The sequence below is a fragment of the Moraxella sp. K1664 genome (assembly GCF_039693965.1).
Classification (GTDB): Bacteria; Pseudomonadota; Gammaproteobacteria; order Pseudomonadales; family Moraxellaceae; genus Moraxella.
Genome location: NZ_CP155576.1, coordinates 104,184 through 130,149, shown reverse-complemented (window position 1 = coordinate 130,149; position 25,966 = coordinate 104,184). Strand labels below are relative to the sequence as shown.

Sequence of the window (25,966 nt, the reverse complement as noted above, 5' to 3'; positions counted from 1 at the left end):
AGGCTTGCATTATTTAAAAATTTAGCTATAATACGCACCCATGGAAGCTTGGCAGAGCGGTTGAATGCACCGGTCTTGAAAACCGGCGTGGGTTCATAGCCCACCGAGAGTTCGAATCTCTCAGCTTCCGCCATTATTTGAAAAACCGTCCTTTTGGGCGGTTTTTTTGTGCTGACTGGGAAGGGAATGATGTTTACGCATATTTTTCATGGATTTTGGGTGTCATTTGGGTTGATTGTGGCTATCGGAGCTCAAAACGCCCATGTTCTAAAACAAGGACTGCTAAAATGAACCGACCCCCAAATCTTAGACATAAGATTAAAGGTTAGGTTGTTGCAAGTGGTTGTATTAACCCTAATTGGACTAAGTTTCTGTACTTAACAGGACTTAGTCCTTTTAATTTGCTCTTTATTCTATCATGATTGTAGTAGTGTATGTACTCATCAATCACTTGTTTAAGTTCATCTGTTGATGTAAATGTGGTTGTCTCATAAAATATCTCTTGTTTTAGCGTACCAAAGAAGCTCTCTATCACAGCATTATCCAAACAATTGCCTTTTCTTGACATGCTTTGGGTTAAGCCTTGTTCTTTTAGGGTTTGTTGATACTGGTGCATTTGATAGTGCCAGCCTTGGTCTGAATGAATGATGGGTTTGTCATCCATCTTTTCTTGGCTTAGCTTGGATAGGGCATCATTTAACATCTCTTTGACCAACTCATACGTTGGTCTGTCCTTCATCGTATAACTGACAATCTCACCATTAAACAAGTCGATGATGGGCGATAGGTAGAGTTTTCTTTGAATGACACTGCCATCATTTGCCTTGTCTTGTACTTTAAACTCTGTGATGTCTGTTGCCCACTTTTGATTGGGTTTGTCTGCTTTAAAGTCTCTTTTGAGTATATTGTCCTGAATGGTATCTTTGCCCATTGTGCCTTTGTAAGTATTAAACTTACGTTGACGACGAACCAATGCTTTGAGTCCAAGTTTAGCCATCAGTCGTTGCACTCGTTTATGATTAATGACCATGCCTTTTTGGGCAAGCTGATTGTTAAGCTCTGATGTGATTCTACGATAACCATACCTGCCCTTGTGTTGGTGGTAGATGTGGTTAATGTGTTCTTTTAAGTCAAGGTCTTTGTCAGGCTTTGTACTTTGACGAATGTGGTAATAAAACACACTTCTTGGCAAGTTTGACACTGCCAATAAGTCAGCAAGTTTGTGCTTATGCCTTAATTCTTGGATGATCAGGACTTGTTCTTTGTTTGTACTGATTGTTCCTTTTGACGAATTAAGGCATCTAGCTTTTTTAGATAGTCATTCTCTGCTCTAAGATAGGCAAGTTCATCAAGCAAATCATCCACACTTTTTTCGTGGTCTTGTTTGGTTTTCCAAGTTGATTTGGTTTTATTAGCGTTGTGTTTGTTTGACATTGCTTTTTTGCCTTTGGGTTTGGGTATTAGTCCCATTATACCAAAGGCTTGGTAGGACTTTAACCAAGTTGACAGTAAAGAAGGTTGTGGCAGATTAAGCTCTATGGCAAGTTGTGTAAGCGATTTGCCCTGTTGTATGGCTTGAACGGCATTAAGCTTAAAATCTGTGTCATAGACAGCCTTTGTGTGTCGTCTTTTTATGCCATCAATGCCATGTGCTTGATAGAGTTTAACCCATAGCTCTACGGTTGTGTGGTTTAGATTAAAGTGTTTGGCGGTTTGTTTGTAGCCATGATGATTAAGATAATACCCAATCACAGACAGTTTAAAGTCGGTTGTGTATTTTGCCATAAAAAGCACCCCAAAGGTTAGTGTGTCTAACTTTTGGGGTGCGGTTCAAAACGGCACGTTTTTTGGGTGTGTCTGACCTGCTTTTTGTGCGATGCGGTGCTGATAAGTGCAGGCGTACTGGGATTTGGCACGCTCATCGGACAGAGCAAGACTGCCTTGCTGAGCCTTGCCGTGGTTGGCGTGCTGTTTTTATTTTGGTATGGCTTGCGTGCGTTCAAATCAGCTTGGCAGGGTGGGGCAAATCTTATGGTGTCGGCTGAAAGTGATGAAGATGGCGGTGGCAAGAGCATCAAGCAGAGCGTGGGCATCACCTTGGCACTGACCCTACTAAACCCCCATGTTTATCTGGACACGTTAGTGCTTGTCGGGAGTATCGCATCCCCTTTGACCGCCGACCAAAAACAGTTATTCTTGCTGGGAGCGGTTGGAGCGTCAGGGGTGTGGTTCTTTGGTTTGGGCTATGGGGCAAGGCTACTGATACCGTTATTTAGTAAGCCCAAAACATGGCAAATGCTAGACACGCTCATTGGTGTGGTGATGTGGGCGATTGCACTGGGGCTGATAAAATATGCTTATGGGGTGTGGGTAGGTTAAAATTATCATTATGGTTTAAAGGTGTTTTAAAATAAAATCGCCTTTTAAATCAACCCAATCTGCCAAACCCAACCACACCATTTGGGATAAAGTCATTTATTTTTGGGCGGTTTTGGGCTAAAATGTGTGAAATTTTTCCCAAAAATCATCATGTCCCTTATCCGTAAACGCAAACTCACCAAAAACCAAACTCGCCAAATCCAAAAAAACCAAGAAACCATCATCGATGACGGCACTTTTGCCACAGGGGTGGTGGTGTCGCATTTTGGCAAACAGTTAGATGTGCAAATCACCGCCTTGCCTGACATCATGCCACAGACAGCGTTGGCACTCGGGCAGATATGGCGGTGTCATGTTCGCACCAATTTGCCCATGCTGACCACAGGCGATACGGTCAAGTTTAGCATTGATGATGTTGCAGGTACAGGACGCATTGAACAGCTACTGCCACGCACGACCCTAATCACTCGCCCTGACCGTTATCATAAAGTCAAGCCTGTCGCCAGTAACGTGGCGATTTTGGCGATTATTTTTGCTCCTTTACCAAAGCCTGCCACAGGGCTGATTGACCGTTATATTCTTGTGGCACGACTGGCGGGCGTTACGCCCCTGCTTGTGCTAAATAAGGCGGATTTGTTAGATGAACACCCCGATGTGGTGCAGATTTATCAAGAATATCAAGCACTTGGGGAGCGATACGGCTTTGATGTTATCCAAAGTTCAAGCATGGACAGGACGGGGTTAGATACCCTGATGTCGCACATCACAGGCAAACTTGCCATTTTTGCAGGGCAGTCAGGGGTGGGTAAATCAAGCCTAATCAACCAAATCCTGCCCCATGCCGAGCAGTCCACGAACATCATCTCGGTAGGCTCGCAGTTGGGTCAGCACACCACGACCACCAGTCGCCTTCTCGCCTATGATGTGAGTGATTTGACCCAAGGCGGGATTATTGACACTCCTGGTATTCGTGAATATGGCATTTGGCATTTGTCGGCAGATGATATTTTAAAGGGGTTTGATGAGTTAAATGATTTGCATGGGGCGTGCCAATTTCGAGATTGTAGCCATGCCCCCAACGCCAAAGGCTGTGCGTTTTGGCAGGCGGTGGCGGACGGGGCGGTGCTGTCTCGGCGTGTGGAGAGCTTTAATGGGCTGGTCGCAGAAGCCAGGCAAGGGGCAAGTGTGATAAAATAGCCCAAAATAAGTGCATTTATGACAAATAACAGGTATAATATCAGCTTTTGAAATTTTGGAGCAGTCATGGAGCGTTGGTTTGAGTTTATGGGCAATCACCCGTTTTTATTCGGGCTACTCTTTGTCCTTGCCATCATGTTTTTTAGTATTGAGAGTAAACGTAGCGGTAAAAAAATCGCCCCCCAAGCGTTGGGGCTACTGGTCAATAACGACAATGCGACGTTGATTGATATTCGCCCTGCCAATAAATTTGCCACAGGGCACATCGCAGGCTCTCGCAACATTCCTTTTACCGAGCTAAAAAATCATCTGTCCGAGTTACAAGCGATGACCGCCCCCATTGTCTTTATCTGTGATATCGGTATGCAGGCAGGCATGGCGGTGCAACTGGTTGCCAAGCCCAATGCCATGCGACTAGAAGGGGGTATTGCCAATTATCAAGCACAAGGCTTGCCACTGGTTGGCGTAAAAACAACCAAAAAATAACCCCTTGAAATCGCCAAATCCGTCATTATATAATGGCAATACACAACATTTAGAGTAATTATGAAACCTGTAACCATTTATGTCAAACAAACCTGCCCCTATTGCATTAACGCCAAGCGACTGCTAGAACATAAGGGCGTGATGTACACTGAGTTTGACGTAACCAAGATGAGCGAGACAGAGCTTGAAGAAGTTGCCGTTAAGACCAATCATTACCGCACCGTGCCAAAGATTTTTATTGGCGACACCTTTATCGGCGGTTTTGATAACCTAAACAAACTAGACAGAGAAGGTAAACTTGACGAGATGTTAAGTGCCTAAATGGTTTAATTTAGTTTTAATGTAAGTTTAATTTTAAATCAGAGGAGGCTATCATGGCTGACGAACAAACCGCCCCACAACTGGGTTTAGAGCGTATCTATGTCAAAGACATCTCACTTGAAGTTCCAAGTGCCGAAGTGTTCACCAAAGAGTGGCAACCTGAGCTGGACATCGGTCTGACCACCACCAGCTCTGACCTAGACGAAGACCACAAAGAAGTGGTATTGACCGTGAGCGTTACCGCCAAAAATGCAGGTAGCACCGCATTCATCGCTGAGGTACAACAAGCAGGTATTTTCTTGCTACGCAATATCCCAGAGGCGGACATGCCACATCTATTGAACGCCTACTGCCCGAACGTGCTGTTCCCTTATGCTCGTGAGGTCATCAGCGACATCATCGCTCGTGGTAGCTTCCCACAACTTCTGCTTGCTCCTGTCAATTTTGACCAAGCGTTCCTACAAAGCCAAGCCCAAGCCGAAGGCAATGCCTAATCGCTAGGCTATTTTATCATTTGATTGATAAAACAAAAACCCAAAAGTCTCATGCTTTTGGGTTTTTTCGTGCGTGATAATATCAAGCAACAATCTCTACCGCACCGTGGTCATCGCAGTGGTCGCCATGCTGATAGTGCAAACGTCCGTTCACGATATAGCAAATGTGGTCGCCATGTGGCACGGCTTCATGTCCACAGCCTTCGCCATGAACGTGACCCGTGCAGTGGTGAGCTTGGTTGCACTCGGCAGGGTTTTGCTCGCTGACTTCTAGGACGTGTTCGTCCACGTGGTCGCCATGCTGATGGTGCAAATGTCCATCATGCAGATAATCCACATGGTCGTCATGAACAATGGCAGTATGTCCACAGTCTTTACCGTGAACGTGGTCGTGGTTGGGGTGAATGGTGCAAGTCATGATATGCTCCTTAGATGATATTAATAAAGGATTGATGATGATTAACATGAACATTCTAAGCACATCATGACATAAAGTAAAGGTTATAGAATTTCAAAACGGCAGGTTTTTGGGGTGTTTATGATAATTATTCATGGTTTTTTATTTTTATAAATAAAATATTATAGTTCTGGCAGTTCATCATCAGCTTTTGCAAGGTGTTTTAAGATTTTGATGTACTCATCTTTTTGGTTTAATAATTCATCTTTATGGGCGATGATTAGTCTTAACTTTTCTATGTCGTTGTGCAACTGATGAATCTGTTCTTGTAGTTTTTCGTTGTTGTTATAATAATTGTTATTGCCGTGATAATTCTCACCGATTTGATAAACCACGCTTTTGCTGTCAAGTTTTAACAGTTCAAATTTAACACCAAATAGGCTTGCAATTTCATCTAAGCGTTCTAGGCTAGGCGTACTTTTTCCTGTCTCTATCTTAGCATAACCATTGCGGGTTAGCCCCAATTTTTCTGCCATTTGTTCTTGTGTCCAATGACGTTCTTCACGAAGTTCACGAATGGTGTCAAAGTCAATCATAGAAAACCTTATAAAATAAATAGAAGAAGCATACTGGCAGTTGTCAGATGTAGAGTGTGGGTTGGTTTAACTTTTTAGTAAATTATTGTAACATATCAGAAATTTTTTGGCAAATAAAATCCTGTATGGATGAATAACGCATCTTAAACCATCACATTGCCGATAAGATATATAAAAGTTTATCACCAGTCAATTGATGATGTCTGGTCATCAAAATATGATGTTTGGTTTTAGGGCGTTATTTTTGGTTGTTTTTAGTCATGTGGTTAGGAGACCTATTGAGGCAGTTTATGAAAAAATTTCGCACGCATTATGACAATCTAAATGTTGCTAGAAATGCTGACATTGCGGTGATTAAGGCTGCCTATAAAGCCCTTGCCCAAAAATATCACCCTGACAAAAACCCCAACAACCCAAATGCCCAAAAGATTATGCAAGTTATCAATAAGGCATATGAAGTTTTATCAGACCCAATTAAGCGAGCAGAGCATGACAGATGGATAGCCGAGCAAGAAAGAATTCATCAAACACAAAATAATCAACATCAAAACACCCAAAACCAAACTGCTAATCAAAACTCTGGTAATCATTATTCATCGTTTTATGATGATACGGGCGGTCAAAGCCGTCAAAAAAATCAAAAAGATAACGCCAAAAATAACAATCGCACAAATACACAAAAGCAGTATGATTATACAAATACAAATACTAACACCCATCAAAATACACGCCACCATCATTCAGATAATGGGCAAAAACACAGCCATTACCATAAAACAAAAAGTACGGTAAATAAACCATCATTTTGGTCGTTGCATGGGCGAATGAGACGGACGACTTATATTTTATTGTCTATTCCCACCTTATTGTTATGGGTGATGATGCTAGTCGTTACTGCTGGCTCTGATGTGAGAATAATAGAGATGTTGCTTAATTATTTTTTGTTATTTATCGGCACAAAAAGACTGCACGATTGTGATCGTCGTGGTTGGTGGATGTTAATACCATTTATGTTTCTCATCATTTGCTTTTGGCGGCCAACAAAAGGAGGAAATCGTTTTGGGGCTGACCCAAGAAGTAATGACATGGGCGATTATGATGGCGACTATGAAAAAGATTACTTTTGGGTTTGGATGGTTGCAATCGGTATTTTTATCCTAGTTTTAGGATTGGCTAGTGTTTTAGTGTTGACTATATTGACTAATGGTGCAACCAATACACAAGAAGATACCATAAGCAGTCAAGAGCAAATTTATCAAAGCGATCAAAGCTCTTACACACCAACATTTCAAAGCTCTTACACGCCAACATTTGATTTTGCTTCTGATAGGGTTCAGACAGCTGATTTTGGTGAAGAGATACAACCAGACCCAAAAGCCATCTTAGCAGAAGCAAAAAATCGTTATGATGATGCCGTTGCCAATATTAATACGGTATGGAACAGCTTACACCCAAGCACCCGAGATTTTTTGCGAAATGAGCAGCGAGCCATTAACAAACAAAGAGAAGCCGACTGTACCGCTTATGGCAACGCCCAAAGCAGTGATAAAGATTTGGCAAAGACTTATCGCTATCTTTGTGAAGTGTTACAACTAAATGAGCGGGCAGAATATCTAAAAACGCAGTTAAATACCGTGGTTACACCACCTGAACCTAAAAATGTTGGACCTGCTTATTATCAAAATCAGCAAAGCAGTCAAAATGGCTATCATTTAAATGATTTAATCAATGATACGGTTAAAAAATCTTTATTATTTTTAGATAGAGACAGTGCCAGTTATGATGGGTATAGTCATAAATTAGAAAGTCAGGATATTACTTATGCCGATGTTAATAATGATGGTATCAAAGATGCGGTAGTGGCACTTCGTTATTGCGAAGTGGCAAATTGTCATATGACAACCAAGTCATCAGAATTAGCGGTATATTTAGGAGTTGGTAATAATCAGTATCTTTATGGTGATATTCGTACGCTAGGTATTGATTTAAGTATTAGGGTAGCTCATGATGGTGTGATTAATACTCAATCCAAATATTACAGCGAACACGAAGACCCTGCGTGTTGCCCATCCATGGTGATTAATAATAGTTTTGTTTTTAATCATAGTAAGCTAAACGAGATTTATTAATATGAGAAATATAATTGGTACGATAATTGGCGGTATTTTTCTATTGCTATTCGTCTTATTTTTATATTTAAATAATGGTCAAGTGATAATAAGGTATCACAATGTAGAGGGCATTATTTCTTTTGACTGCTCGGACAATCAACAATATTTATATTACTATTTTTTTAATGATGGCATGTCGTATGTTATCAAATCTAGCAAAGATGGTAAGGCGGTAGACATGGCAAAATATGACTATCAGATTGTTTTGGGTCGTGATCTTGGTGGTGGGTTTTGGCAATTTCCAAAGCCATATTTTATCACCCCAATATTTTCCACTAGAAAACTGGATGATGATGAGATGGCGGCTAAGATAGAATATAAGCTTATCAATAAAGTTGGCTATGGCTTATCCGACAGTACTTTCGGTAGTATCGGTAGTCATGGCTATAAAAAAATCATTTTGTCAGAGAGGCATTTAAAAATAAATGGTGTTACTTGTCCTGCAACTGTCATTCATCCCATGCAATTAGATTTAATTACCAATCTTTAAGGAGATTTTATGAAAAAATTTTTCTTAGCATTAACGGCATTATTTTTGATAAATAATGCCCATGCTTATGAGATTAAAAATATCTGTGCCAAATATATGACCAATTATAGCTGGTCAAAATCCTATCAGGTGCAGACGCAGATTTATACAGGTCAAGAGTTAAATCAAGCCACAGGCAATCCCTTTTTTGGCAATTATGACATGTTTAGTCATTATGCGGTGATTTGGTGGGATAGGGGTCAAGCCAGTATTATTAAAATCAATGATATTTATGTTGCTGGCGGTATGTTATTTAATACCAATGGCATAGACCAAAATGGTAGACAATGGCAAATCTCTGACAATAGTTATGGGTTTTGTTATTGATTTTTAAAATTTTTTATTTAGGAGCTTTTATGAAAAAGTTAATGTTAGCAGGTTTTATTTTGGCAAGCAGTCAAATGGCGGTGGCGGTGAATTGGATAAATGCTAATGCAAATAGCGTAGCAGATAACGAAACAAATTATATTGATTTTGATAGCATTCAAGGTTATTATTTTAATAACTCTGATAAAGTCAATTACTACATCACTGCTTGGGTAAAAGCAGTGTATCCAACATTACAGACATTAGAAGAAAGTGGTAACAAATACAAAGAAAGTGTGCATTTGTATTATATAGACTGTAATCGCAATAAGGTATTTAATAGTGAAGTTCATTTTTATAATGCATCAGGCATTGCGGTCAATGGAGCAAAACGACATATCAATACCTATTCTTCTGATTCTTGGGATGAAATAATCCCTGGTACTGTCAATTATTACCTTACGAAAAATATTTGCTCAATGTATCAATCCAAATAATACTCATCAAAAATAAGGAAACCCTATGAAAACCCTATCCAAACTCACTTTATCAACTTTATTATTATCCACTCTCACCGCCCATGCCATGTATATCCCCAACTTATTCGGTGCTTATGAGCAAGGGGCGAGTCGTGCCAGATATGAAAATGCCCAAGATGCGTATTATTATGAAGAGTTAAGACGACAGCGGTTAGAAAGACAAAGGCTAGAACAAGAATTGGGCAGACGACTTGAAAGATATGAGCAGGCACAAGAGCCCAGACTGTATGTGCAAGTCATCAATCAAAAAACAGGCAAACCCAAAGGTCATATGAATCTATCCTTAAAGAAAAATGACATGCTGTGTTGGGCGGTTACCCCTGTCAATGGCTCTCAAACTTATGAAGTCAGCGAGCTATTTACCATGCCAGTTCATGCAAGCTTTACAGGCAATGCAGGACAAAATGACAATAATCAATTAACCAGCAGCGTACAAACAAGCTCAAATACCGCCAAATTTGCCAGACAAATTTACGCCACCCAAAATCAGCTAGATGCTTGTTGGTTTTTTGCCGCCAATACCCTAAAAGGCATTTATCATATCCGAGTTGGGGTGGGGGGTGCTGAGTTTGGCACGCAGTCGTTTAAAGTGGTTGATTAACTGTTTATAAAATAAACGCATTCATATTTTTATCATTTTATTTATATGGTCTATTTGGATTGGTATTGGCATGTTTAAGCAGATTTGGTATTTTTTGACCTTTAAGATTTATCAAGGTAATTTATTAACAGCAGGGGGTGCAAATTACCTGACGGTCATCTCGGTGATTGTTTTTTTGGCGGCTCTATCAGAGGGTTTTGCTTGGGGTCATTTTGGCAGTACCTTTACACCTGACAATCCTTATTTGGGGGGTGTGGTACTTGGGTCGTTTATCTTTATGCTGTTTTGGTTTTTTGACCGCACCATGGTAACCCAAGACATGATGACCGAAGAACATGCCAAAACCTTAGACGGTGAAGATTATGTTCCCAATTTTTGGGAAAAATACAAACCTTATTTTGTTTTTATGGCACGCTTGGGCATTGTCATCACATCGCTTATTATCACCGCACCTTTTTTGACGCAGCTTGTGTTTAAAACTGACATTGAAAATGAGATGGCAATCCAATATCAAAATAGCATCAATCAAGCCAAAGATGAAACGATGGGAAAAATTGAAGAGAAAATTAATGAACAGCAAACCTACATTCAAAAATTGCACGATAAATTACAAAATGAGATTGCAGGTAAAAAAGGTTCAAAATACGGCAAAGGCCCTGTGGCACAAAGCATTCAACAAGAGATTGATGAGGCAAATACACATCTTGATGAATTAAAAACAAATTTTGAAAATGACAAATTAAAACTAGAAACCGCAATTGTCAATAATGATGAGCAAACATTAAAAAGTTTTGGCATTTTAATGGTAAAAGACAGTCCTATTTTTCGTGAAAATGCCATTAATAAATTCAAACAAGAACCTGCCTTTAAAAATACTCAATATGCTGTTGATGGATTTTTGATATTGGTGGGGGTTATTTTGATTTTATCTAAATTGTTGCAGCCAAAATCTTTAAAAATGTATTATTCTTCCAGATTACAAGAGGCGTGGTCAAGTTATGTCGATGGCAACTATGATGATTATCTGCCAGAGAGTGAAAAAAGCAGTCATATGGCTCATATGCCAATGCCACAAACTTTTGAAAATATCGCCATTCGCTATGCAAAAACCTTAGAAGAGCGAGAGCAAGATAATATCAAAAAAAGAGAGCAAAAAAGACAAGCCATGTTAGATGAAGAAAATCACATGAAAGCACTAAAAAATGGTGAAAAATCCCATTATGAACGCTATGCCAAAGAAGCTCAAAACTATGAATACCAAAACAAAGTGGTTAAGGACAAAAAACAAAGAATAGAAAAAGCACTCAAAGAAGCCTGTAACCAAAAAGAGCAGTTTTTACAAGAGAGTACACCGCAAAGAGAGCAGCTTAACATAGAAAAAAAGCAGGTTGAGGAGCTGTATTTTGAGGCAGAAAGATTGTATCAAAGTAAAGGAGAGGACAGCGAAGCAAGGCATAAAAGAATGCAGGAGGCCAATAAAAAATTGCTTGAATTGCAAGAGATTGTCAATGATTTTGCCAACAAAGACAGAAACAGCCCAGAGCGGGTGCGTGCTTATATTGCCGCAGAGGAGGCGGTATATGCCCAAAGCCAAACCATTAAAAATATGAAAGATAATTATCTAAGTTTTGAGCGAGACATGAATATTCACAAACAAAAGGTAGATGACTTAAAAAAGCAACTCGATGACATCATATCAAAGCTGGATAGAATTTCTCAAATTGAAAAATATTGGAATAAAACCATTTTAAATTTGGAATTAAAGCAGATAGAGTTATTATCAAGTTTTTCTGACATGGAAACGCCTTATATCAAGGGTGATGAGGCAGAGATTGCATTTATCGCCGAACAGCACAAAAAAGAAGGAAAATACAAATACACTTATTATGTCAATAAAGATGATGAACAGGACAAATAAATGATTTATTTTTTAATGCTCATTTTCTTTGCCATCGGAGCATATTGGCAAAGCATCAAAAATAAGCCATTGGCTATTATTGTAATATTGTCTGTATTTTTTGGTTATGTGTTTTTAAATAAAAAAGAAAACCATCAAAGAGACCATTATTATCACACCCAAAAAAATAAAGTAGAAGATGCTTCATCAAGTAAGCATTATGGTTATGACAATCAATGTACCGCCATTTGTAATGACGGCACGTGTTCTAAAAGTTTGGGCAGGCGTGGTGTTTGTTCATCACATGGCGGTGTCAAGCATTGGCTTAGATAGGCTTTACATGCGTGGGGATAAAATGCCCCATTCTTGCCCCTTTAATCGCCAAATATTCGGCATTAAATGGATTGACACCCACCAGTAACGGCACTCGCTCCACCACATCAATCCCCAGTTCTTGCAAATAGGCAAGTTTGTTAGGATTATTGGTCAAAAGTTTGGCTTTGGTAATGCCAACGTGTTTTAGCATAACCTCACACATCTCATAAGTGCGAGCATCCGCTGGCAGATTAAGCATGAGATTGGCATCTAGCGTATCATGTCCTTGGTCTTGTAGAGCGTAGGCACGGATTTTATTCACAAGCCCAATGCCACGCCCCTCTTGACGCAGATAGAGTATCGCCCCACATCCGTGGGCTTGTATCATTTGCATGGCGGTATTAAGCTGAGGGCCACAGTCGCATTTTAACGAGCCAAAAGCGTCCCCCGTCAGACATTCAGAATGAATGCGAATGAGTGGGATTTTGTCGGGGTCGGTGGACGGCAAGCCGACACTTAGTAAGACGTGTTCTTGACCGTGTTCATTTTCAAACGCATGAATGATAAAATCGCCATGCACGGTAGGCAAGTTGGCTTTGCTGATAAATTGATACAAAATTTTCCCCAAAACGTACAATGATGGGGCGTGCTGTCCTTATTGTGTCATCAATGTTGGCACGCCCTGATTAACTTGTGAATAAATTGTGAATAATTTGTGAATTAAATGGTGCTGCTATGGCAAATTAAAAGGCTATCTTGTAAAATAAGCCACTCATTTAAGTTTAAGTTTGGCTTTGCCATCATCAAGTTTGGCATTATACCCCAAATTTGTCATGATTTAACATAACTTTGCAAAGATGACTTTTGAAAAATCAAAATCTGGAACACTAGCCTTATGCCAACCTCTGTTCACACCCCACGCACCTTTACGCACCTGCCCATCTCTCGCCCAACGACACCACTTTTGGATAAAGTGAATTTACCCAAAGATTTAAAGACGTTAAGCACCGATAAGCTGTGCCAATTATCGGACGAACTCCGTGAATATTTGCTCTATTCGGTCGGTCAAAGTGGTGGACATTTTGGGGCAAATTTGGGTGTGGTAGAGCTGACGGTTGTTTTGCATGCCATTTATGACACACCTTATGATAAACTTGTGTGGGATGTGGGGCATCAAGCGTATGCCCATAAAGTGTTGACAGGTCGGCGTGATGAGCTTTTGCATATCCGTGCCAAAGGCGGTTTGACGGCATTTCCTGAGCGAGGTGAGAGTGAGTACGACACCTTTGGCGTGGGACATAGCTCCACGTCCATATCGGCAGGGCTTGGCATGAGCCTTGCGAGCCGTATCAAGGGCGAAAACCGCAAAGTGGTGGCGGTCATCGGAGACGGGGCGATGACAGGGGGCATGGCGTTTGAGGCGATGAATGACGCTGTTCAGCAAAATGCTGATTTGACGGTGGTGCTAAACGATAATGACATGTCAATCTCGCAAGCCATTGGCGGATTTAGTCGCCATTTGGCACGTTTATGGCAACGTGGGCTGGCTTTTGACATTGATAAGCATGGCAATATCTTGATGATAAAGCGTGAGATTAGCCCTGATGACAGGCGGGTTCGCCATTATATACACATGGCAAATGGGGCAAAAGAAACCCTAGAAAAAATCCCTGCCAAACTCGGTGGCAATCTTGTGCAAAACATTGGCAATCTCTTTGGTAAAAATGCCCCGCCCATGCCCTTGTCTGATAAAATCGCTGAAAAAGTGCATGACCATATTTTCCCTGATAACCTATTTAAGGCGATTGGTTTTACCTATCTTGGGCCCTTTGATGGACATGATTTGCCAAAACTTTTACAAGTATTTCGGCGCACCAAACAGTTAAAAGGGGCGGTGCTGATTCATGTGCATACGGTTAAGGGTAAGGGCTTTTTGCCTGCTGAGGCTGACCCCATTACCTATCATGCCATTGGTAAATTACCCAAAAACGAGCCGCCAAAAACTGATAAAACAGACCCTGCCTCAAAACCCCAAAAGTACTCGGACGTATTTGGGCGGTGGCTTATGGATAACGGCACAGACGAGTGCATGGTTGCCATTACCCCTGCCATGAGTGAGGGTTCGGGGATGGTGGCATTTGCCAAGGCTTATCCTGATAAATTTTTTGATGTGGCAATAGCCGAACAGCATGCCGTAACCTTAGCAGGGGGTATGGCGACAGGTGGATTAAAGCCTGTGGTGGCGATTTATTCTACCTTTTTACAACGTGGCTATGACCAATTCATTCATGACATTGCCTTACAAAATCTGGATGTAACTTTTGCCATAGACCGAGCGGGACTTGTGGGCGAAGATGGTGCAACTCATGCAGGCGTGTTTGATTTGGCGTATTTGCGTTGTGTGCCAAATGTTGTCATTGCTGCTCCAAGCGATGAACATGAATGCTATCATTTGCTTAGTGCTTGTTATGCCTATCAAGGCACAAGTGCCATTCGCTATCCCAGGGGTGTGGGTGTGGGGCGACAGATTATCAAGGACAGTGATGAGAGTTTCGCCATTGGTCGGGCGAGGGTGGTATGGCAATCAGACGGTTTTATCGCCAAAGATAAAAAAGCATCAGACAAAAAAATCGCCATGCTTGCCTTTGGTACACGCCTACATGACACTCTGTCAGCAAGTCAAACATTCGCCCAAACGACAGACACGCCCATGACGGTGGTGGACATGCGGTGGGTCAAACCGCTTGACAATGAGCTGATAGATGAGCTTATCGGGCAGGGCGTTACGCATTTTATCACAGTAGAGGAGCATCAGCGTATGGGTGGGGCAGGCTCTGCGGTGGGCGAGTACTTGGTAAGTGTGGGCTATGGTGGTTCTCTTGTGCAAATTGGTATTGATGATGTGTTTGTTGCCCATGGCAGTCATGAAGAGCAGTTGGCGGAATGTGGGCTAGATGGGACAGGGATTTTGGAGTGGTTGAATAAACCAAAAAGATAGATTGATTTAAAAATTTTGTATAAAATAGCAATCCAATCAATTTGTTTTACAAAGGTGTGAATAAATGAACTGTCCTGAAAAACCTGTAAAGGGTTTTAAGATTGAGCGTGTGTATTAAATGCGATAGCAAAGCAATGATGGAAATTGCGAAATTCAAAAAGAAGTCGGTTAATGCAGATGGTAGCAGTTGCTACACCATTCAAGCCACTTGCCCAAAATGTAACTATGTCAATGGAGAGTGGAAGCCTATGTGGTGGGACTTTTATGAATTAGGTGCAATGCAATGGTAGTTAAAGTATCTGGCATTGTTAATTACCCACGCCCAAAATAGATTTGTCGGGGCAAATCATATTTACCCTGACAAAATATCATCTTTTAAAAAACCACAAAACCCAATCATCTCTTATCGTCTAAATGCTCTTTTGCCATATCACGCATTTGTTGACGTAAATCATCATTATCCAGCACTGATTTGTCAATCAGACCATCCAAGTGTTTTTGATGGGTTTTGTCAAAATGTTGGTCATCATCGTGTTTTTGTACCATAAGGTCAAAGATTTGACGGCGACGTAGGCGTTCTTCTTTGATGATGTGGCGATTTTTTATCCAAGTGGTTGTCAAGACCAACAGCATGAGCATGCCAATATAGCCCAAAATCGGAAATACAGTCGCCACGAGTGTTTTAAAGCCTGCAAAACTTAGCCCAAAACCGACCGCCACAAAGATGACCATGAGCTTTTTAAAGCGAACATCATCCGCTCCTGAAAAACGTTTTGCCAGTGAATAATACAAACTGATGGCGGTATTAAAAATCATGCCAAAAATGATGATTGACATGAATGTGCCAAAGATGGGATGGATTTGGGCGACTAAGGCTTGCATGGGAATGGCAACTTGACTGGCAAGCTCAATGTTGGCAAGTAAGATAAAGGCGGTGCAAGTGGTAATCACGCCAATAATAGCTCCACCAATCAGTCCGCCTCGCCCCGCCTCGCCAACATACATCTCATTACCGCCCAGCACAAAGGACATCGCCGCCGCTGCCATGATACAAATGGCATAGTAGTTGACGACTGACACCCAAATATTTGGCAGAGCCTTTGGCAAGGTTTTGGCAAAACCATCTAAGGCTACCCAATCATAAGATTTTCCCCAAAATGTATAAATGGCAAGCAACACAATAATTCCCACAATGATGGGCGTAAATACACCAATGGCTTGGGTAACACGTTCAAAGTTCATCATACTCACAACGACGACCAACACCGAGCAGAGCAATGCCCCAACCCATGTGGGCAGACCAAACTCTTGGTTTAGATTCGCCCCAGCCCCTGCAATCATCACAAAGCCCAGCACAAATCCACTCAAAATCAGTGAAATATCCAACAGGCGGTACACCAATTTGCCCGTAATTCGCTCTAAAACCGCACTGTGTTCACGAGCTCGGTAGTATGAGCCGAGTGTCAAAATAATCCGCCCAAAAATGGCGTGTAAAATGCCAACAAGCACCACACCAACCAAACCAATTGTACCAAAATTGACAAAGTACTGAAAAACTTCTTGACCAGATGACAGTCCTGCCCCTGTAACCACACCGACATATGCCAATGCAATCATGATAATGCGTTTGTAATTCATAAAAAACCTTAAAACTTTACATGCCCCAAAACTCTACATAAAACTGTGATAAGCAAAGATTTGCAAAGCGGGTCTGGATTGCAAATCTTGACCAAAATGAGCGTTTTATGGTGGGTTATCTATCATAAAAAAATATGAAATTATAACATAAAATGATAAAATAGGGCAAATTAAGGAAAAACAGACATGGATTTGGCAGTGACAAATGGCAATGAATGCTAATAAGTGGCATTGATGAATAAAGTTTGATAAAATTTATTGATGATTGCTTGATTGACTGACGCCATTTTCCATGACACGATTATCCATGCCAATGATTAAATTCCCTGTAATGTTTCTGATGTTTGTTTTGGGAGTGAGCCACACGGCAATGGCTCATGAATGTATCATGCCCAAAGATAGTACCGAGCATGATAGTCTTGAATGTGTCTGGGACGGGCTAATAAAAGTCGCCCAAAACGGCAAATACGGCATGATGGACGATAGGGGGATTATCATCGTGCCACTCATGTTTGATGAGATTGGCGAATTTGATAATCAGCTGGCAAAGGTAAAATACCGAGATAAGTTTGGTTTTATCAATCATCAAGGACTGCTGGTGGTGCCACTCAAATATGATGATGTGGGGTTTTTTAAAAATGGCACGGCATTGGTTCGCAGGGATGATGAGTATTTTATGGTGGATGGGCAGGGTCAAAGGGTGCTAGATGAGACACCTGTCATGCCAATACCTGATACGGTCGATGTGCCTGCCGTGGATTTGGCTCATGAACTGCTCTCTGGTGAGCCTGTGATACCAGAACCAAGTTACTAGGTTAATTTGGCAAGTGGCAAATTTTGGTCGCAATTTTGCCCATTTTGGGCTATAATGGTCGTCTTTGCATGATGAATGCAAAAGCATTATTTAAATTCAATAAACGTTTGTAAGGTGTGTTATGGAACCTATGGTGGTGATTGCGTCCGAAGTGGCGAAAAAAGTCGGTTATGAGATTTTAAAGGCTCATGAGAACCGTCATCGTATTGATTTGGGTGTTGAGTCCAAAGGGCTTGATGGCTTGGTAACGAAGATTGACCGTTATGCCGAAGAGCTGACCATTTCTTTGTTAAAAGAAAGCTATCCTAAGCACTCATTTTTGGGCGAAGAGTTTGGTTTACAAGAAGGCAAAGGGGCGGACGCTGATTGGTGCTTTGTCATTGACCCACTAGATGGCACACAGAACTTCGTGCATGGCGTACCGCATTTTTGTGTGTCTATCGGCATTCAACATAAAGGCGTGACCGAACATGGCGTGGTCTATGACCCTGTGCGTGATGAGCTGTTTACTGCCAGTCGTGGACGTGGGGCGAGATTGAACCAGCGTCGTCTGTCGGTCTCAGAGCGTACCACGATAGCAGGCGGACTGTTCACCACAGGACACCCTTACGAGCGTATGACGGGCGAGACTCGCACGAGCTTTATCCGTCAGCACTTTACCAGTTTGGCGGTGATTTGTGAGCAGGGCGGACAGGTTCGTCGCACAGGGTCGGCGGCATTGGATTTGTGCTATGTGGCGGCAGGGCGTTTTGATGGCTATTTTGAGATGAGTATCAAGCCGTGGGACGTGTGTGCAGGCGAGCTGATTGCCAGTGAAGCCAGAGCGGTGGTGGTTGACCACAAAGGGGCAAACAACGCCATGCGTACAGGTTCGGTCTTTGCCTGTAATGCCAAACTGTTAAAACCACTCATGCAAGCGGTCATCCCGACATGGGAAAATGCATTGGCGTGATAAGATATTAACATTATATTAAAAAATCAAAAAACCACCAAACAAGGCATTTGGTGGTTTTTTTGACTGGACTAAGGCATGCCCATCCTAAACTGATGAATATTATTTAACCAACTCAATCACGCCTTGGGCTTCATAATTAAGACGACTTTCACCGCCTTCATAACTTTGGGCAGAGACCGAGCTTTCGGGTGCTGCAGCCGCAGCATACATCATGGGACTGACACTAAAACGACCGCCAGCATTATTCAAATTCACTTTTACAATTCTATAATCGCTCGCCCCAAAGGCGGTGCTGATGGTTTTGGCTTCATCGGTGAATTTTTGGATGGTTTGGGCTTTGAGTTCATTTTCTACCGCCTTTTGGGTAGCTTCGGACACGCCAAAATCAAGACTGCTAAGCGTCATAAAGCCTTGTAGCTCAGCGATGAGTTCACTGGCTTCTTCGAAGTTTTGGCTTTGGATGTTGACTGATGATGAGCCTGTAAAGCCATTGATTTTGCCTTTGTTGTCATAGCGTGGGTAGGTGTGATGGCGACCTGTGGTGACTTTGACATTGGGGTATTTTTGGGCGATGGCTAGGGCTTTGTTGGCGGTGGTGTTTAAGGTATTTGCCAACGTTTTGGCATTGGCGTTGTCCGCTGATTTAGTGAGCGTGGCAGTCAGCTCATCGTTGGCGATAGTTTTAGCAGTCTCGACATTAAAGCTGATTTGGTTGTAGCTTTGGGCGTGGGCGTGAGTGCCTGCCAGTGCCAGACCGAGCAGTAAAGGTAGTGTGAATGCACGCATGAGTGACTCCGTGATAGAATATAACATAAAAAACAAACTTATTGTAATACAGTTTATTCTTGATTGTTGTGCTAATTTGTATCTGATTATTGCTTTTATTTAACAAATAGTGTGGATTTATTTTTTAAAATTATTTGTGGAGTTTGAGTGTTTTTAAACTGATAAAATCCAGAAAATTTTCTTGCATTTTTTAAAAATTCATGTATAATTACTCTCGGCTTCATCGGTAGCTTCGCAACTTTGATTTATGAACCCCGCCAGGACCGGAAGGTAGCAACGGTAGTAATCCCAAAGTGTGCCGAAGATGTGCTGATGAAGTCATTTTTTTGCCCAAAATTTGGCAATTCTCTTTTTGTAATATATGCCCCAATCCTAACTTAAAATTGTAATTCTATTGATTTATTAGTTAATTATTTTGTAAGTTGTAGGGGTGAATTGCAATTCGCCCTTGATAAATCAAGCATCTATATAGTTGAGAATGGGGTAATCTATCCTATACTATTCCTTTGCTACATTCCTACGCATAATCTTCACCAATTATTTTTAAATCTCTCAATGTCCCGACGCTGTTTTTTATCAGGCTTGGTGGACGGTCTGGCAAGGTTTTGTAATTTGCGTTGCTCGGCAAAAAACTCTCGGGTGGCAATGCTCTCGTCTGTCTCATCGTACAGCGTTTGGGCAATGGTGGCATTGCCCCGATTGTCCGATAAGGCTTTGATAACAATGGTTTTTTGTTCTTGGACGCTGGCATGACCTTGGCGAATGGTTAGGGTGTCGCCCACTTGTAGCTCTTTGCTTGTTTTGATTTTTTGACCGTTCATGTGGACTTTTCCGCCTTCTATCGCTTCTTTGGCAAGGGTGCGAGTGCGAAAAAATCGTGCCGCCCATAGCCATTTGTCGGCACGGACTTTATTTAGGGTTTGGGGTTCTTGATTGGCGTTTTTGTTTGTCATAAATTGTCTCAACTATTTAAATAGGGCGTGTTGAATATTGGTATTTGCAATGAAAAATGCCTGTTTAAAAAAGCAGGGGAATCGCACGTTTTTCAAGGAAAAAACGCAGGTTGATAGTCATTCTATCAGACAAATTTTATTATGAAAAACAATCCGACCACTTAATTTTAAAAATTAAGTAAAAAATCTTAAAATCACACAGTTAAGTGGTCGGATAGCTATTTTTCATGCAAAAATTGATAAAAGCGTTCAATGTTCATCTTATTTTATAAGAATGTTATCAATGTTTAACACGCCCTAAGATGCAGTCCCAATTCTATCATTGTAGAGCGTACATAATCAAGCTCAATAAATTCTTGTTCAAGGCGTATTTGATTGTTTTTGAGATGATGAAATAATGCCAACTGTACATCATTTAATCCTGTTGGTATATTTTCTATGCTTTTTGGTTCGGGAACGATTTTATGGCGATGGGCATTTAATATATCGTGATTCATTAATATGGGTGTAATATGAGATTGGTAAGTTTGTGCTTTTGCCAATATCGCCATGCCCCATGTGTCTATATCGCCCCAATAATAGAGTTTTTTGTGTTGCCATGATTTATTTTTTAACCATGATAGATTATTGCCTGCTCCTAATATCACCAATGTATTTTTTAGTGTTGGCAATTGTTTTAGACTGTGTTTATTTTCAACGATTAAAATATTATCGCAAATAATTTTATCAGGGTCTAATTCATGGTGGGGAGCATAAATCTGTGAAAATGGCAAATACAAAGGCTCATCACAGCATTCGGATAATAACAGCCAATGGGTGTTATTATCCACGCCCAAAAAATGGGCAAGACCCACGCTTTTTACTTCATTGGCAAATCTTAATTCCAATAATTGCTCAAATAGATAAGTATAACGCTCAAAAAATTTACTGTCAAAATGACTTTTGTAAAGATAATGTTTTTCGGATTCTGCACAACGATTGATAATGGTATTGATGTCAAAACTTCTTAATGAATATCCTGCCATGATATGTTTGTCAAGATATTTTGCTAAAATAATAATGCTAACCATGGTGTCCACGGATTCATCATAGTATTTATCAGAAGTGATGATTAAGGTTAATTGATGAAAGGTTAAATCATCATGTTTAGATAAATGATGTTTGATATATTCGTGTTCTAATAAATCAATTACCCATGATAATTGTTTGGCGGTTTCTGTCTGTCTTGTTTTTAATAAAAAAAGCCAGTCTTGATAAGAATTAAGTTGTAGATAATCAGGATAATCTACATTGCCTAAGGATTGATATTTTTTATTTTGCCAAATAAGTGCGATATTGCCATGATTTAAGATTTCTTTTTCAAAATTATGCCATATGATAAAATGCTCACGCACCATAGCCAAATGATTTTTTAAATCATTGGCGGTTGGCGTACCAATCTTGATGGTTATGGGATAATGATGATTTAATAGTCCGTCTATTCTTTTGGATTTATTTTGCCAATCTTTGTGCAGAATATTGATAATATCATCAGGGCTTTTTAAACGTGTCATGATTGTTTTTCCTGATTTATTTTATCGGCTTCTTGTTGTAATCGCTCCCAAGAATAACTTTGAATACTGGCATATTTACCCAATCTGTGTACCAATATCGCACTTTTGGTATATTGTCTTAATAGTCGCATTTCTTTATTTGGTGTAACAAATAAAGGATGTAAGCCAAATGCCCAAATTGCATTCACAATACGCCCTGCAACCACTTGCGAGCTTTTTGAAAAGGCTTCATCCAAAATAATGGTGGAGAATGTAGGTAGGCTCATGCCTTTTGGGTTTAGAGCATAACTTAAAGATGCGGTTAAAACATAACTGGCGATGATTTCTTTTTCACCGCCACTGCCACGCTGTGAGCCAACAAAACTGCTCAATTCAGTATCATCCATTCTGGACATGACCGAAATAGAAAACTGCAATCTAAACCGTGCATCCAATAAAGAGCGTGCCGATAACGTGTGTTTTTTATCCACGGCTTGACTTAATAAATCAATGAGCTGTTTTAGGGCTAAATAATGCCCTTCGGTATTATCAGTTTTGATGTTTAAATAAAAACCTTCCAATTTCTTTTTGGCTTGCTCAAATTCTAATAAAGACTGATGAATAACAGGCTTAGTATTTAATCTTAAATATTTATTTTTATCAAAATCCACACTTTTTAATACATGATTTAATTTGTCAATACGCTCTTTGATGTCGCCAACTTGATATTCAATGGCTTTTAATAATTGTCCTACGCTGTCGGTAGATGACGATACCAGATATTCATTAAACTTTTTCTCCTGAGTGGGCAAGCCTTCGCTTTCTAAATAATCAAGCCGTGTCAAATACTCAGGCAAATCAATCATCTGTGTGCCACATTCGCTAAGACTGCCTGTATCTGCATTTTTGGCTTTTCCCATTTGTGAGACAATGCTTTTTTCATATTCATTTTTTTGGCGTTGATAATCGTCTTTTTGATGATTTAGTTTTTCATAAGATGCCAATCTTTCCTTGTCAATATTGTGAATATTGTCTTTATTGATTGGCGGGCAATACTCTTTTAAGGTGATAAAGTTTTTGTGAGTGATGATTTCTTTCATATTGATGTTATTAAAGAAATGGCTAATTTTATCAATCTCTTGGGTGTATTTTTTGATGTCTTTTTCATTTTCTTTTAACTCTACCGTGATGTCTGTAATTAGATTTTCTTGGTTGTTAATTTCATGGTCTAAGTCATCAATTTGTCTAATTAATTTTGCCAAATCGCTATCGGGTTTGGTTAATTCTTGATAATGACGATTGAGATTATTAAGTGTGTTTGATAATGAAATAACATCAATATCATCAAATGCCATGTCTTTTAATAATATAATGCTTCGCTCTTTATCATTTAATTCTTTGATTGCATCGGATAAATTCTGATATTGTTGATCGGCTATTTTGTATTCATCAGTTGATTGTTTTAATTTAGTGCTTAATTGATGAACCAAATTTTTATTATCAAATCCTGTTAGCCAATCATCTTTTAGGGATTTTTGGTCTTGTTTGTCAAAATAATGTTTTTTATTGGACATCAAGCCTTCTTTGGTCATGGCGTGTGGGGTATGTTGCAGGGCATTGGTATCATTCACACAATGCCTATCAATGTCAGTCAATACATGAAATACTGATAATGACAAATGGTTGTCTTTAATGGTTAATTTATAAATAAAGCTGTCATGAAATATCTCTTTGTGAGTGGGTGTATTTGTGGCACTAAATAAACGCACGTGCAAGCGGTTTTGGCGATGATTTACCCATGCCAATGCTGATTGTGTGAGATGTTCTGGCACAAATAATCTTAGGCGATGACTGCCTATGGCTCGCTCAATCGCCCCTTGCCATGCTTTGTCTTGCACTTCTATCAATTCTGCCAAATAATACAATTCATCACAAGCGATATTTAAATGCTCGGCAAGGCTCTCTTTAAATTTGATAAATTCTAAGGGAATATTAGATGTTTGTTTTTTGGCTTCATTTAATTGTGCGTTGATGTTTGTGATGTCATTTTGATGAGAGTGTCTTTTTGCACCGATTTCATGCAATTCTTGGGTTGTATTGTCAATGTTTTGACGAATTTGTTCTTGGATATTGGCTAATTGCTCTTTATTTTTCAAAAAGTCTTGTTGGCTGTCTTGATAAGTCAAACCAAAATAACGAATAAGCGAGAGATATTGCTTATGATATTTAGAAGTTTTATCAAGGTCTTTTTTGGTTTGCTCTATCTGTCTTTTTAGATGAGTAATGTCATTACCGCCTTTTTGATAATATTGGCTCTGCAATAACTCTTTTTGTTGTTTGGTATTTTCTTTTTCTTGTTCGGCGTGATTTAGTGTTATTTTTAATTGCTCATTATCTATTTTTAGTTCTTTTTGAATGTTATCATAAATACCATGAGCGTGATAGTTATACCAAATGGGCAAATAATCAATCAAAGCATTAATGTGCGTTATTTGATTGTCATTTTCTTGCCACTGTTTTTGTAGATTTCTAAGTGGCAATAAAGATTGTTGTTGTTTTTTGGCGGTTTGTACATCTTGGCGTATTTGACTTAAATCATCAAATTGCGTGATGATGTCATTAGCCTTTTCAAATAAAGACTCATCGTCTAATACCAATTCACGAAATATCTCATCAATGCTGTTTAATTGCTTTAAGCCCACGGTGCGATTTAATAATTTAAAGGCATTGTCTGATACATCAAAAAAGTTTTGGACTTTTGATAAATAACTGCTTTTGCTGTCAAATACATGAATATTGTCATGATTTTTAATCCATGCCTTAAAGCCACGTTTGCCACTTTGATGAAATTCTTGAATGTAGTCTTTTAAAGAAAAATCATCATGAGAAAATATCCATAAATCATTTCTGTCTTTGGCATGATTGCTATTACTGTCTATCCAAAAAATGGCAGTTAGTTGGACGGTATTTTTTGGTTGGTTTTGACTAACAAAAGTATTATCGCCAAATAACTCTTGCTGATAAATTTGTGTTGATAAATCTGTCTTAATGGGATAAAAATAAGCACGAATTGCTGTTATGGTTTTGCCTGTGCGATTGGTGTCGTCTTTATCATCTGGATTGGCAATGCCACGAATATAACTCATCAAATCCCTATCGCTCTCATGTCCGCCTGTGGACGCAAGATTGTAATAAGGCTTGGCAACTAATAAAGTCATCAAGGCATCAATGAGTGTGGTTTTGCCACTGCCTGTTTGCCCAATAATCGCCGTGCCTTCTTTATCAATATGAGCGGTGTGCAATCCATAAAAACCGCCCCAATTATAGACATCTATTTGATGTAAAAAATAACTGCCATTATTCATCATATGCTCCATTTAGATTTTTTAATTGCATTAAAAATTGACCAAGATTTTCAGGATTTGCCAAATGGGCGATTAGGGGGCGAATGATAATTTTGCCTTGTTCGTCCATATCGCCAATAATGCCATAGTCTTTTAATTGGGATAATAAGCGTTTTAAAGAATCATCATCACTTTTTTCACTGCCACTATGGATAATATAAGAAAAATATTGGTTTTTTAGGTCATCAAAATCTGCCCAAACTGTATTTGTACCAACACCGCTTTGACTTTCTATTTCCACAAATTTTTTTCTTAAAATCGCCATTAATAAAGACTGGTGCAAGGTTAATCTTTGACGGCGAATAAAAGGGTGCGACCACATTTCATCATAAGACGATATTGGGCTATGTCTATTATTAACTGGATTGTCATCATGGTTATTTTCATCATGAGTTTCATGATTTGTCGTATCATCAATAATGATATCATAAATTTTTTGATAGACACCAACATAAATAACACCACGAATATCGTCAATGTGCATTGATAAATCCATGATGGACAAATAAGCATTGATAAAGTCTATATTGCCAAATAGCTGTTGATAAATATTGGGCTTTTGATGTTTTTCTATATAGCCATGTTTTAATAAATCTTGGATGGCATTTTTTAAGGTTTGGTTGGTATCATAAAGAAATTGCGTATCCATAATAATCCT

At 39.8% G+C, this 25,966-nt stretch carries 26 protein-coding genes, 1 tRNA gene, 1 other RNA gene and 1 pseudogene; 18 read left to right on the top strand and 11 right to left on the bottom strand.

Translation table 11 applies throughout. The features are described 5' to 3' along the window. The first annotated feature begins 42 nt into the window (after nt 1-42). Both AAHK14_RS00720 and AAHK14_RS00715 read left to right on the top strand, forming a co-directional pair. Nucleotides 43-133: transfer RNA gene (locus AAHK14_RS00720), tRNA-Ser, on the top strand. Nucleotides 134-189: 56 nt separating this feature from the next. Next, nucleotides 190-282 (top strand): annotated as a pseudogene (locus tag AAHK14_RS00715) (amino acid transporter); the annotation flags it as partial. A gap of 43 nt (nt 283-325) precedes the next feature. On the opposite strand, the gene AAHK14_RS00710 reads toward AAHK14_RS00715, so the two are convergent. Further along, nucleotides 326-1,246, bottom strand: a complete 921-nt coding sequence (locus AAHK14_RS00710; protein ID WP_264753555.1) for an IS3 family transposase — start codon at nt 1,244-1,246, stop codon at nt 326-328. Between the two features lie 2 nt (nt 1,247-1,248). Further along, complete coding sequence (locus AAHK14_RS00705) at nt 1,249-1,785, bottom strand: helix-turn-helix domain-containing protein (RefSeq protein ID WP_065256690.1); 537 nt, start codon at nt 1,783-1,785, stop codon at nt 1,249-1,251. Between the two features lie 33 nt (nt 1,786-1,818). On the opposite strand from AAHK14_RS00705, the gene AAHK14_RS00700 reads away from it, so the two are divergent. The 5 genes from AAHK14_RS00700 to secB all read left to right on the top strand — a co-directional run bounded on the left by AAHK14_RS00700 (nt 1,819) and on the right by secB (nt 4,877). After that, nucleotides 1,819-2,379, top strand: coding sequence for a LysE family transporter (locus AAHK14_RS00700; protein ID WP_281133521.1), 561 nt, complete (start codon nt 1,819-1,821; stop codon nt 2,377-2,379). A 150-nt stretch (nt 2,380-2,529) separates the two neighbouring features. Next, nucleotides 2,530-3,576 (top strand): ribosome small subunit-dependent GTPase A, encoded by a 1,047-nt coding sequence (gene rsgA, locus AAHK14_RS00695; protein ID WP_065255540.1) that lies wholly within the window; start codon nt 2,530-2,532, stop codon nt 3,574-3,576. A 66-nt stretch (nt 3,577-3,642) separates the two neighbouring features. After that, nucleotides 3,643-4,062, top strand: coding sequence for a rhodanese-like domain-containing protein (locus AAHK14_RS00690; RefSeq protein ID WP_065255477.1), 420 nt, complete (start codon nt 3,643-3,645; stop codon nt 4,060-4,062). Nucleotides 4,063-4,122: 60 nt separating this feature from the next. Further along, on the top strand, nt 4,123-4,383 hold the full coding sequence (grxC, locus tag AAHK14_RS00685; protein WP_062498975.1) for a glutaredoxin 3: 261 nt from the start codon (nt 4,123-4,125) through the stop codon (nt 4,381-4,383). Between the two features lie 53 nt (nt 4,384-4,436). Further along, a complete protein-coding gene (gene secB / locus AAHK14_RS00680) occupies nt 4,437-4,877 on the top strand; it encodes a protein-export chaperone SecB (RefSeq protein WP_029103669.1) in 441 nt (146 codons plus the stop codon). 82 nt (nt 4,878-4,959) lie between these two features. On the opposite strand, the gene AAHK14_RS00675 is transcribed toward secB, so the two are convergent. Both AAHK14_RS00675 and AAHK14_RS00670 read right to left on the bottom strand, forming a co-directional pair. Beyond that, entirely contained in the window at nt 4,960-5,295 is a 336-nt protein-coding gene (locus AAHK14_RS00675; RefSeq protein ID WP_065255476.1) for a hypothetical protein, read from the bottom strand. A 161-nt stretch (nt 5,296-5,456) separates the two neighbouring features. Continuing rightward, entirely contained in the window at nt 5,457-5,870 is a 414-nt protein-coding gene (locus AAHK14_RS00670) for a helix-turn-helix transcriptional regulator (protein WP_065255475.1), read from the bottom strand. A gap of 260 nt (nt 5,871-6,130) precedes the next feature. Here AAHK14_RS00670 and AAHK14_RS00665 point away from each other — a divergent pair, with 260 nt between their 5' ends. The 7 genes from AAHK14_RS00665 (at nt 6,131) to AAHK14_RS00635 (ending at nt 12,246) form a co-directional block, all read left to right on the top strand. Beyond that, nucleotides 6,131-7,999 (top strand): DnaJ domain-containing protein, encoded by a 1,869-nt coding sequence (locus AAHK14_RS00665; RefSeq protein ID WP_319822976.1) that lies wholly within the window; start codon nt 6,131-6,133, stop codon nt 7,997-7,999. A gap of 220 nt (nt 8,000-8,219) precedes the next feature. Beyond that, nucleotides 8,220-8,531 (top strand): hypothetical protein, encoded by a 312-nt coding sequence (locus AAHK14_RS00660; protein WP_156065031.1) that lies wholly within the window; start codon nt 8,220-8,222, stop codon nt 8,529-8,531. Between the two features lie 9 nt (nt 8,532-8,540). Continuing rightward, nucleotides 8,541-8,897, top strand: a complete 357-nt coding sequence (locus tag AAHK14_RS00655; protein WP_065255472.1) for a hypothetical protein — start codon at nt 8,541-8,543, stop codon at nt 8,895-8,897. A gap of 29 nt (nt 8,898-8,926) precedes the next feature. Next, a complete protein-coding gene (locus tag AAHK14_RS00650) occupies nt 8,927-9,373 on the top strand; it encodes a surface-adhesin E family protein (protein ID WP_065255471.1) in 447 nt (148 codons plus the stop codon). Between the two features lie 25 nt (nt 9,374-9,398). Continuing rightward, entirely contained in the window at nt 9,399-10,016 is a 618-nt protein-coding gene (locus AAHK14_RS00645; RefSeq protein ID WP_065255470.1) for a hypothetical protein, read from the top strand. Between the two features lie 70 nt (nt 10,017-10,086). Then, nucleotides 10,087-11,934 (top strand): DUF4407 domain-containing protein, encoded by a 1,848-nt coding sequence (locus tag AAHK14_RS00640; protein ID WP_194092508.1) that lies wholly within the window; start codon nt 10,087-10,089, stop codon nt 11,932-11,934. Beyond that, on the top strand, nt 11,935-12,246 hold the full coding sequence (locus AAHK14_RS00635) for a DUF3761 domain-containing protein (RefSeq protein ID WP_065255468.1): 312 nt from the start codon (nt 11,935-11,937) through the stop codon (nt 12,244-12,246). Here the strand turns inward: AAHK14_RS00635 and ribA are convergent. Continuing rightward, nucleotides 12,239-12,844, bottom strand: a complete 606-nt coding sequence (ribA, locus tag AAHK14_RS00630; RefSeq protein WP_172823625.1) for a GTP cyclohydrolase II — start codon at nt 12,842-12,844, stop codon at nt 12,239-12,241. The two genes, AAHK14_RS00635 and ribA, sit on opposite strands and share 8 nt — an antisense overlap. 279 nt (nt 12,845-13,123) lie before the next feature. On the opposite strand from ribA, the gene AAHK14_RS00625 reads away from it, so the two are divergent. Next, nucleotides 13,124-15,226, top strand: a complete 2,103-nt coding sequence (locus AAHK14_RS00625; RefSeq protein WP_065255467.1) for a 1-deoxy-D-xylulose-5-phosphate synthase — start codon at nt 13,124-13,126, stop codon at nt 15,224-15,226. A gap of 396 nt (nt 15,227-15,622) precedes the next feature. On the opposite strand, the gene AAHK14_RS00620 is transcribed toward AAHK14_RS00625, so the two are convergent. Continuing rightward, a complete protein-coding gene (locus AAHK14_RS00620; protein WP_062498984.1) occupies nt 15,623-16,864 on the bottom strand; it encodes a hypothetical protein in 1,242 nt (413 codons plus the stop codon). Nucleotides 16,865-17,156: 292 nt separating this feature from the next. On the opposite strand from AAHK14_RS00620, the gene AAHK14_RS00615 reads away from it, so the two are divergent. After that, nucleotides 17,157-17,678 carry a WG repeat-containing protein gene (locus tag AAHK14_RS00615; protein WP_083108147.1) on the top strand — a complete coding sequence of 174 codons (522 nt, stop codon included), beginning with the start codon at nt 17,157-17,159 and terminating at the stop codon, nt 17,676-17,678. Between the two features lie 121 nt (nt 17,679-17,799). Beyond that, nucleotides 17,800-18,630 (top strand): inositol monophosphatase family protein, encoded by an 831-nt coding sequence (locus tag AAHK14_RS00610; RefSeq protein ID WP_065255465.1) that lies wholly within the window; start codon nt 17,800-17,802, stop codon nt 18,628-18,630. A 102-nt stretch (nt 18,631-18,732) separates the two neighbouring features. Here the strand turns inward: AAHK14_RS00610 and AAHK14_RS00605 are convergent, their stop codons facing one another. After that, nucleotides 18,733-19,419 carry an SIMPL domain-containing protein gene (locus tag AAHK14_RS00605; protein ID WP_172823624.1) on the bottom strand — a complete coding sequence of 229 codons (687 nt, stop codon included), beginning with the start codon at nt 19,417-19,419 and terminating at the stop codon, nt 18,733-18,735. 221 nt (nt 19,420-19,640) lie between these two features. On the opposite strand from AAHK14_RS00605, the gene ffs reads away from it, so the two are divergent. Beyond that, nucleotides 19,641-19,737, top strand: an RNA gene (ffs, locus tag AAHK14_RS00600) — signal recognition particle sRNA small type. A gap of 212 nt (nt 19,738-19,949) precedes the next feature. On the opposite strand, the gene AAHK14_RS00595 is transcribed toward ffs, so the two are convergent. From AAHK14_RS00595 to AAHK14_RS00580, 4 genes are all read right to left on the bottom strand, one after another. Continuing rightward, nucleotides 19,950-20,372: a S4 domain-containing protein gene (locus AAHK14_RS00595; RefSeq protein WP_065255463.1), complete on the bottom strand. Its 423-nt coding sequence runs from the start codon at nt 20,370-20,372 to the stop codon at nt 19,950-19,952. 287 nt (nt 20,373-20,659) lie between these two features. Then, nucleotides 20,660-21,925, bottom strand: coding sequence for a Wadjet anti-phage system protein JetD domain-containing protein (locus tag AAHK14_RS00590; RefSeq protein ID WP_194092507.1), 1,266 nt, complete (start codon nt 21,923-21,925; stop codon nt 20,660-20,662). Next, entirely contained in the window at nt 21,922-25,269 is a 3,348-nt protein-coding gene (locus AAHK14_RS00585) for an ATP-binding protein (protein ID WP_065255461.1), read from the bottom strand. Before AAHK14_RS00585 ends, AAHK14_RS00590 begins: the two co-directional genes overlap by 4 nt. Next, complete coding sequence (locus AAHK14_RS00580; RefSeq protein WP_065255460.1) at nt 25,262-25,957, bottom strand: DUF4194 domain-containing protein; 696 nt, start codon at nt 25,955-25,957, stop codon at nt 25,262-25,264. The genes AAHK14_RS00585 and AAHK14_RS00580 overlap by 8 nt, the downstream gene beginning before the upstream one ends. Between the last annotated feature and the right edge of the window lie 9 nt (nt 25,958-25,966).

What these genes read in the sequence shown, in the direction of transcription:
- AAHK14_RS00705 (WP_065256690.1), bottom strand. Translation starts at nt 1,785, where the DNA reads ATGGCAAAATACACAACCGACTTTAAACTGTCTGTGATTGGGTATTAT.
- rsgA (WP_065255540.1), top strand. Translation starts at nt 2,530, where the DNA reads ATGTCCCTTATCCGTAAACGCAAACTCACCAAAAACCAAACTCGCCAA.
- AAHK14_RS00690 (WP_065255477.1), top strand. Translation starts at nt 3,643, where the DNA reads ATGGAGCGTTGGTTTGAGTTTATGGGCAATCACCCGTTTTTATTCGGG.
- grxC (WP_062498975.1), top strand. Translation starts at nt 4,123, where the DNA reads ATGAAACCTGTAACCATTTATGTCAAACAAACCTGCCCCTATTGCATT.
- secB (WP_029103669.1), top strand. Translation starts at nt 4,437, where the DNA reads ATGGCTGACGAACAAACCGCCCCACAACTGGGTTTAGAGCGTATCTAT.
- AAHK14_RS00675 (WP_065255476.1), bottom strand. Translation starts at nt 5,295, where the DNA reads ATGACTTGCACCATTCACCCCAACCACGACCACGTTCACGGTAAAGAC.
- AAHK14_RS00670 (WP_065255475.1), bottom strand. Translation starts at nt 5,870, where the DNA reads ATGATTGACTTTGACACCATTCGTGAACTTCGTGAAGAACGTCATTGG.
- AAHK14_RS00665 (WP_319822976.1), top strand. Translation starts at nt 6,131, where the DNA reads ATGTGGTTAGGAGACCTATTGAGGCAGTTTATGAAAAAATTTCGCACG.
- AAHK14_RS00660 (WP_156065031.1), top strand. Translation starts at nt 8,220, where the DNA reads ATGGCAAAATATGACTATCAGATTGTTTTGGGTCGTGATCTTGGTGGT.
- AAHK14_RS00655 (WP_065255472.1), top strand. Translation starts at nt 8,541, where the DNA reads ATGAAAAAATTTTTCTTAGCATTAACGGCATTATTTTTGATAAATAAT.
- AAHK14_RS00650 (WP_065255471.1), top strand. Translation starts at nt 8,927, where the DNA reads ATGAAAAAGTTAATGTTAGCAGGTTTTATTTTGGCAAGCAGTCAAATG.
- AAHK14_RS00645 (WP_065255470.1), top strand. Translation starts at nt 9,399, where the DNA reads ATGAAAACCCTATCCAAACTCACTTTATCAACTTTATTATTATCCACT.
- AAHK14_RS00640 (WP_194092508.1), top strand. Translation starts at nt 10,087, where the DNA reads ATGTTTAAGCAGATTTGGTATTTTTTGACCTTTAAGATTTATCAAGGT.
- AAHK14_RS00635 (WP_065255468.1), top strand. Translation starts at nt 11,935, where the DNA reads ATGATTTATTTTTTAATGCTCATTTTCTTTGCCATCGGAGCATATTGG.
- AAHK14_RS00625 (WP_065255467.1), top strand. Translation starts at nt 13,124, where the DNA reads ATGCCAACCTCTGTTCACACCCCACGCACCTTTACGCACCTGCCCATC.
- AAHK14_RS00620 (WP_062498984.1), bottom strand. Translation starts at nt 16,864, where the DNA reads ATGAATTACAAACGCATTATCATGATTGCATTGGCATATGTCGGTGTG.
- AAHK14_RS00615 (WP_083108147.1), top strand. Translation starts at nt 17,157, where the DNA reads ATGACACGATTATCCATGCCAATGATTAAATTCCCTGTAATGTTTCTG.
- AAHK14_RS00610 (WP_065255465.1), top strand. Translation starts at nt 17,800, where the DNA reads ATGGAACCTATGGTGGTGATTGCGTCCGAAGTGGCGAAAAAAGTCGGT.
- AAHK14_RS00605 (WP_172823624.1), bottom strand. Translation starts at nt 19,419, where the DNA reads ATGCGTGCATTCACACTACCTTTACTGCTCGGTCTGGCACTGGCAGGC.
- AAHK14_RS00595 (WP_065255463.1), bottom strand. Translation starts at nt 20,372, where the DNA reads ATGACAAACAAAAACGCCAATCAAGAACCCCAAACCCTAAATAAAGTC.
- AAHK14_RS00590 (WP_194092507.1), bottom strand. Translation starts at nt 21,925, where the DNA reads ATGACACGTTTAAAAAGCCCTGATGATATTATCAATATTCTGCACAAA.
- AAHK14_RS00585 (WP_065255461.1), bottom strand. Translation starts at nt 25,269, where the DNA reads ATGAATAATGGCAGTTATTTTTTACATCAAATAGATGTCTATAATTGG.
- AAHK14_RS00580 (WP_065255460.1), bottom strand. Translation starts at nt 25,957, where the DNA reads ATGGATACGCAATTTCTTTATGATACCAACCAAACCTTAAAAAATGCC.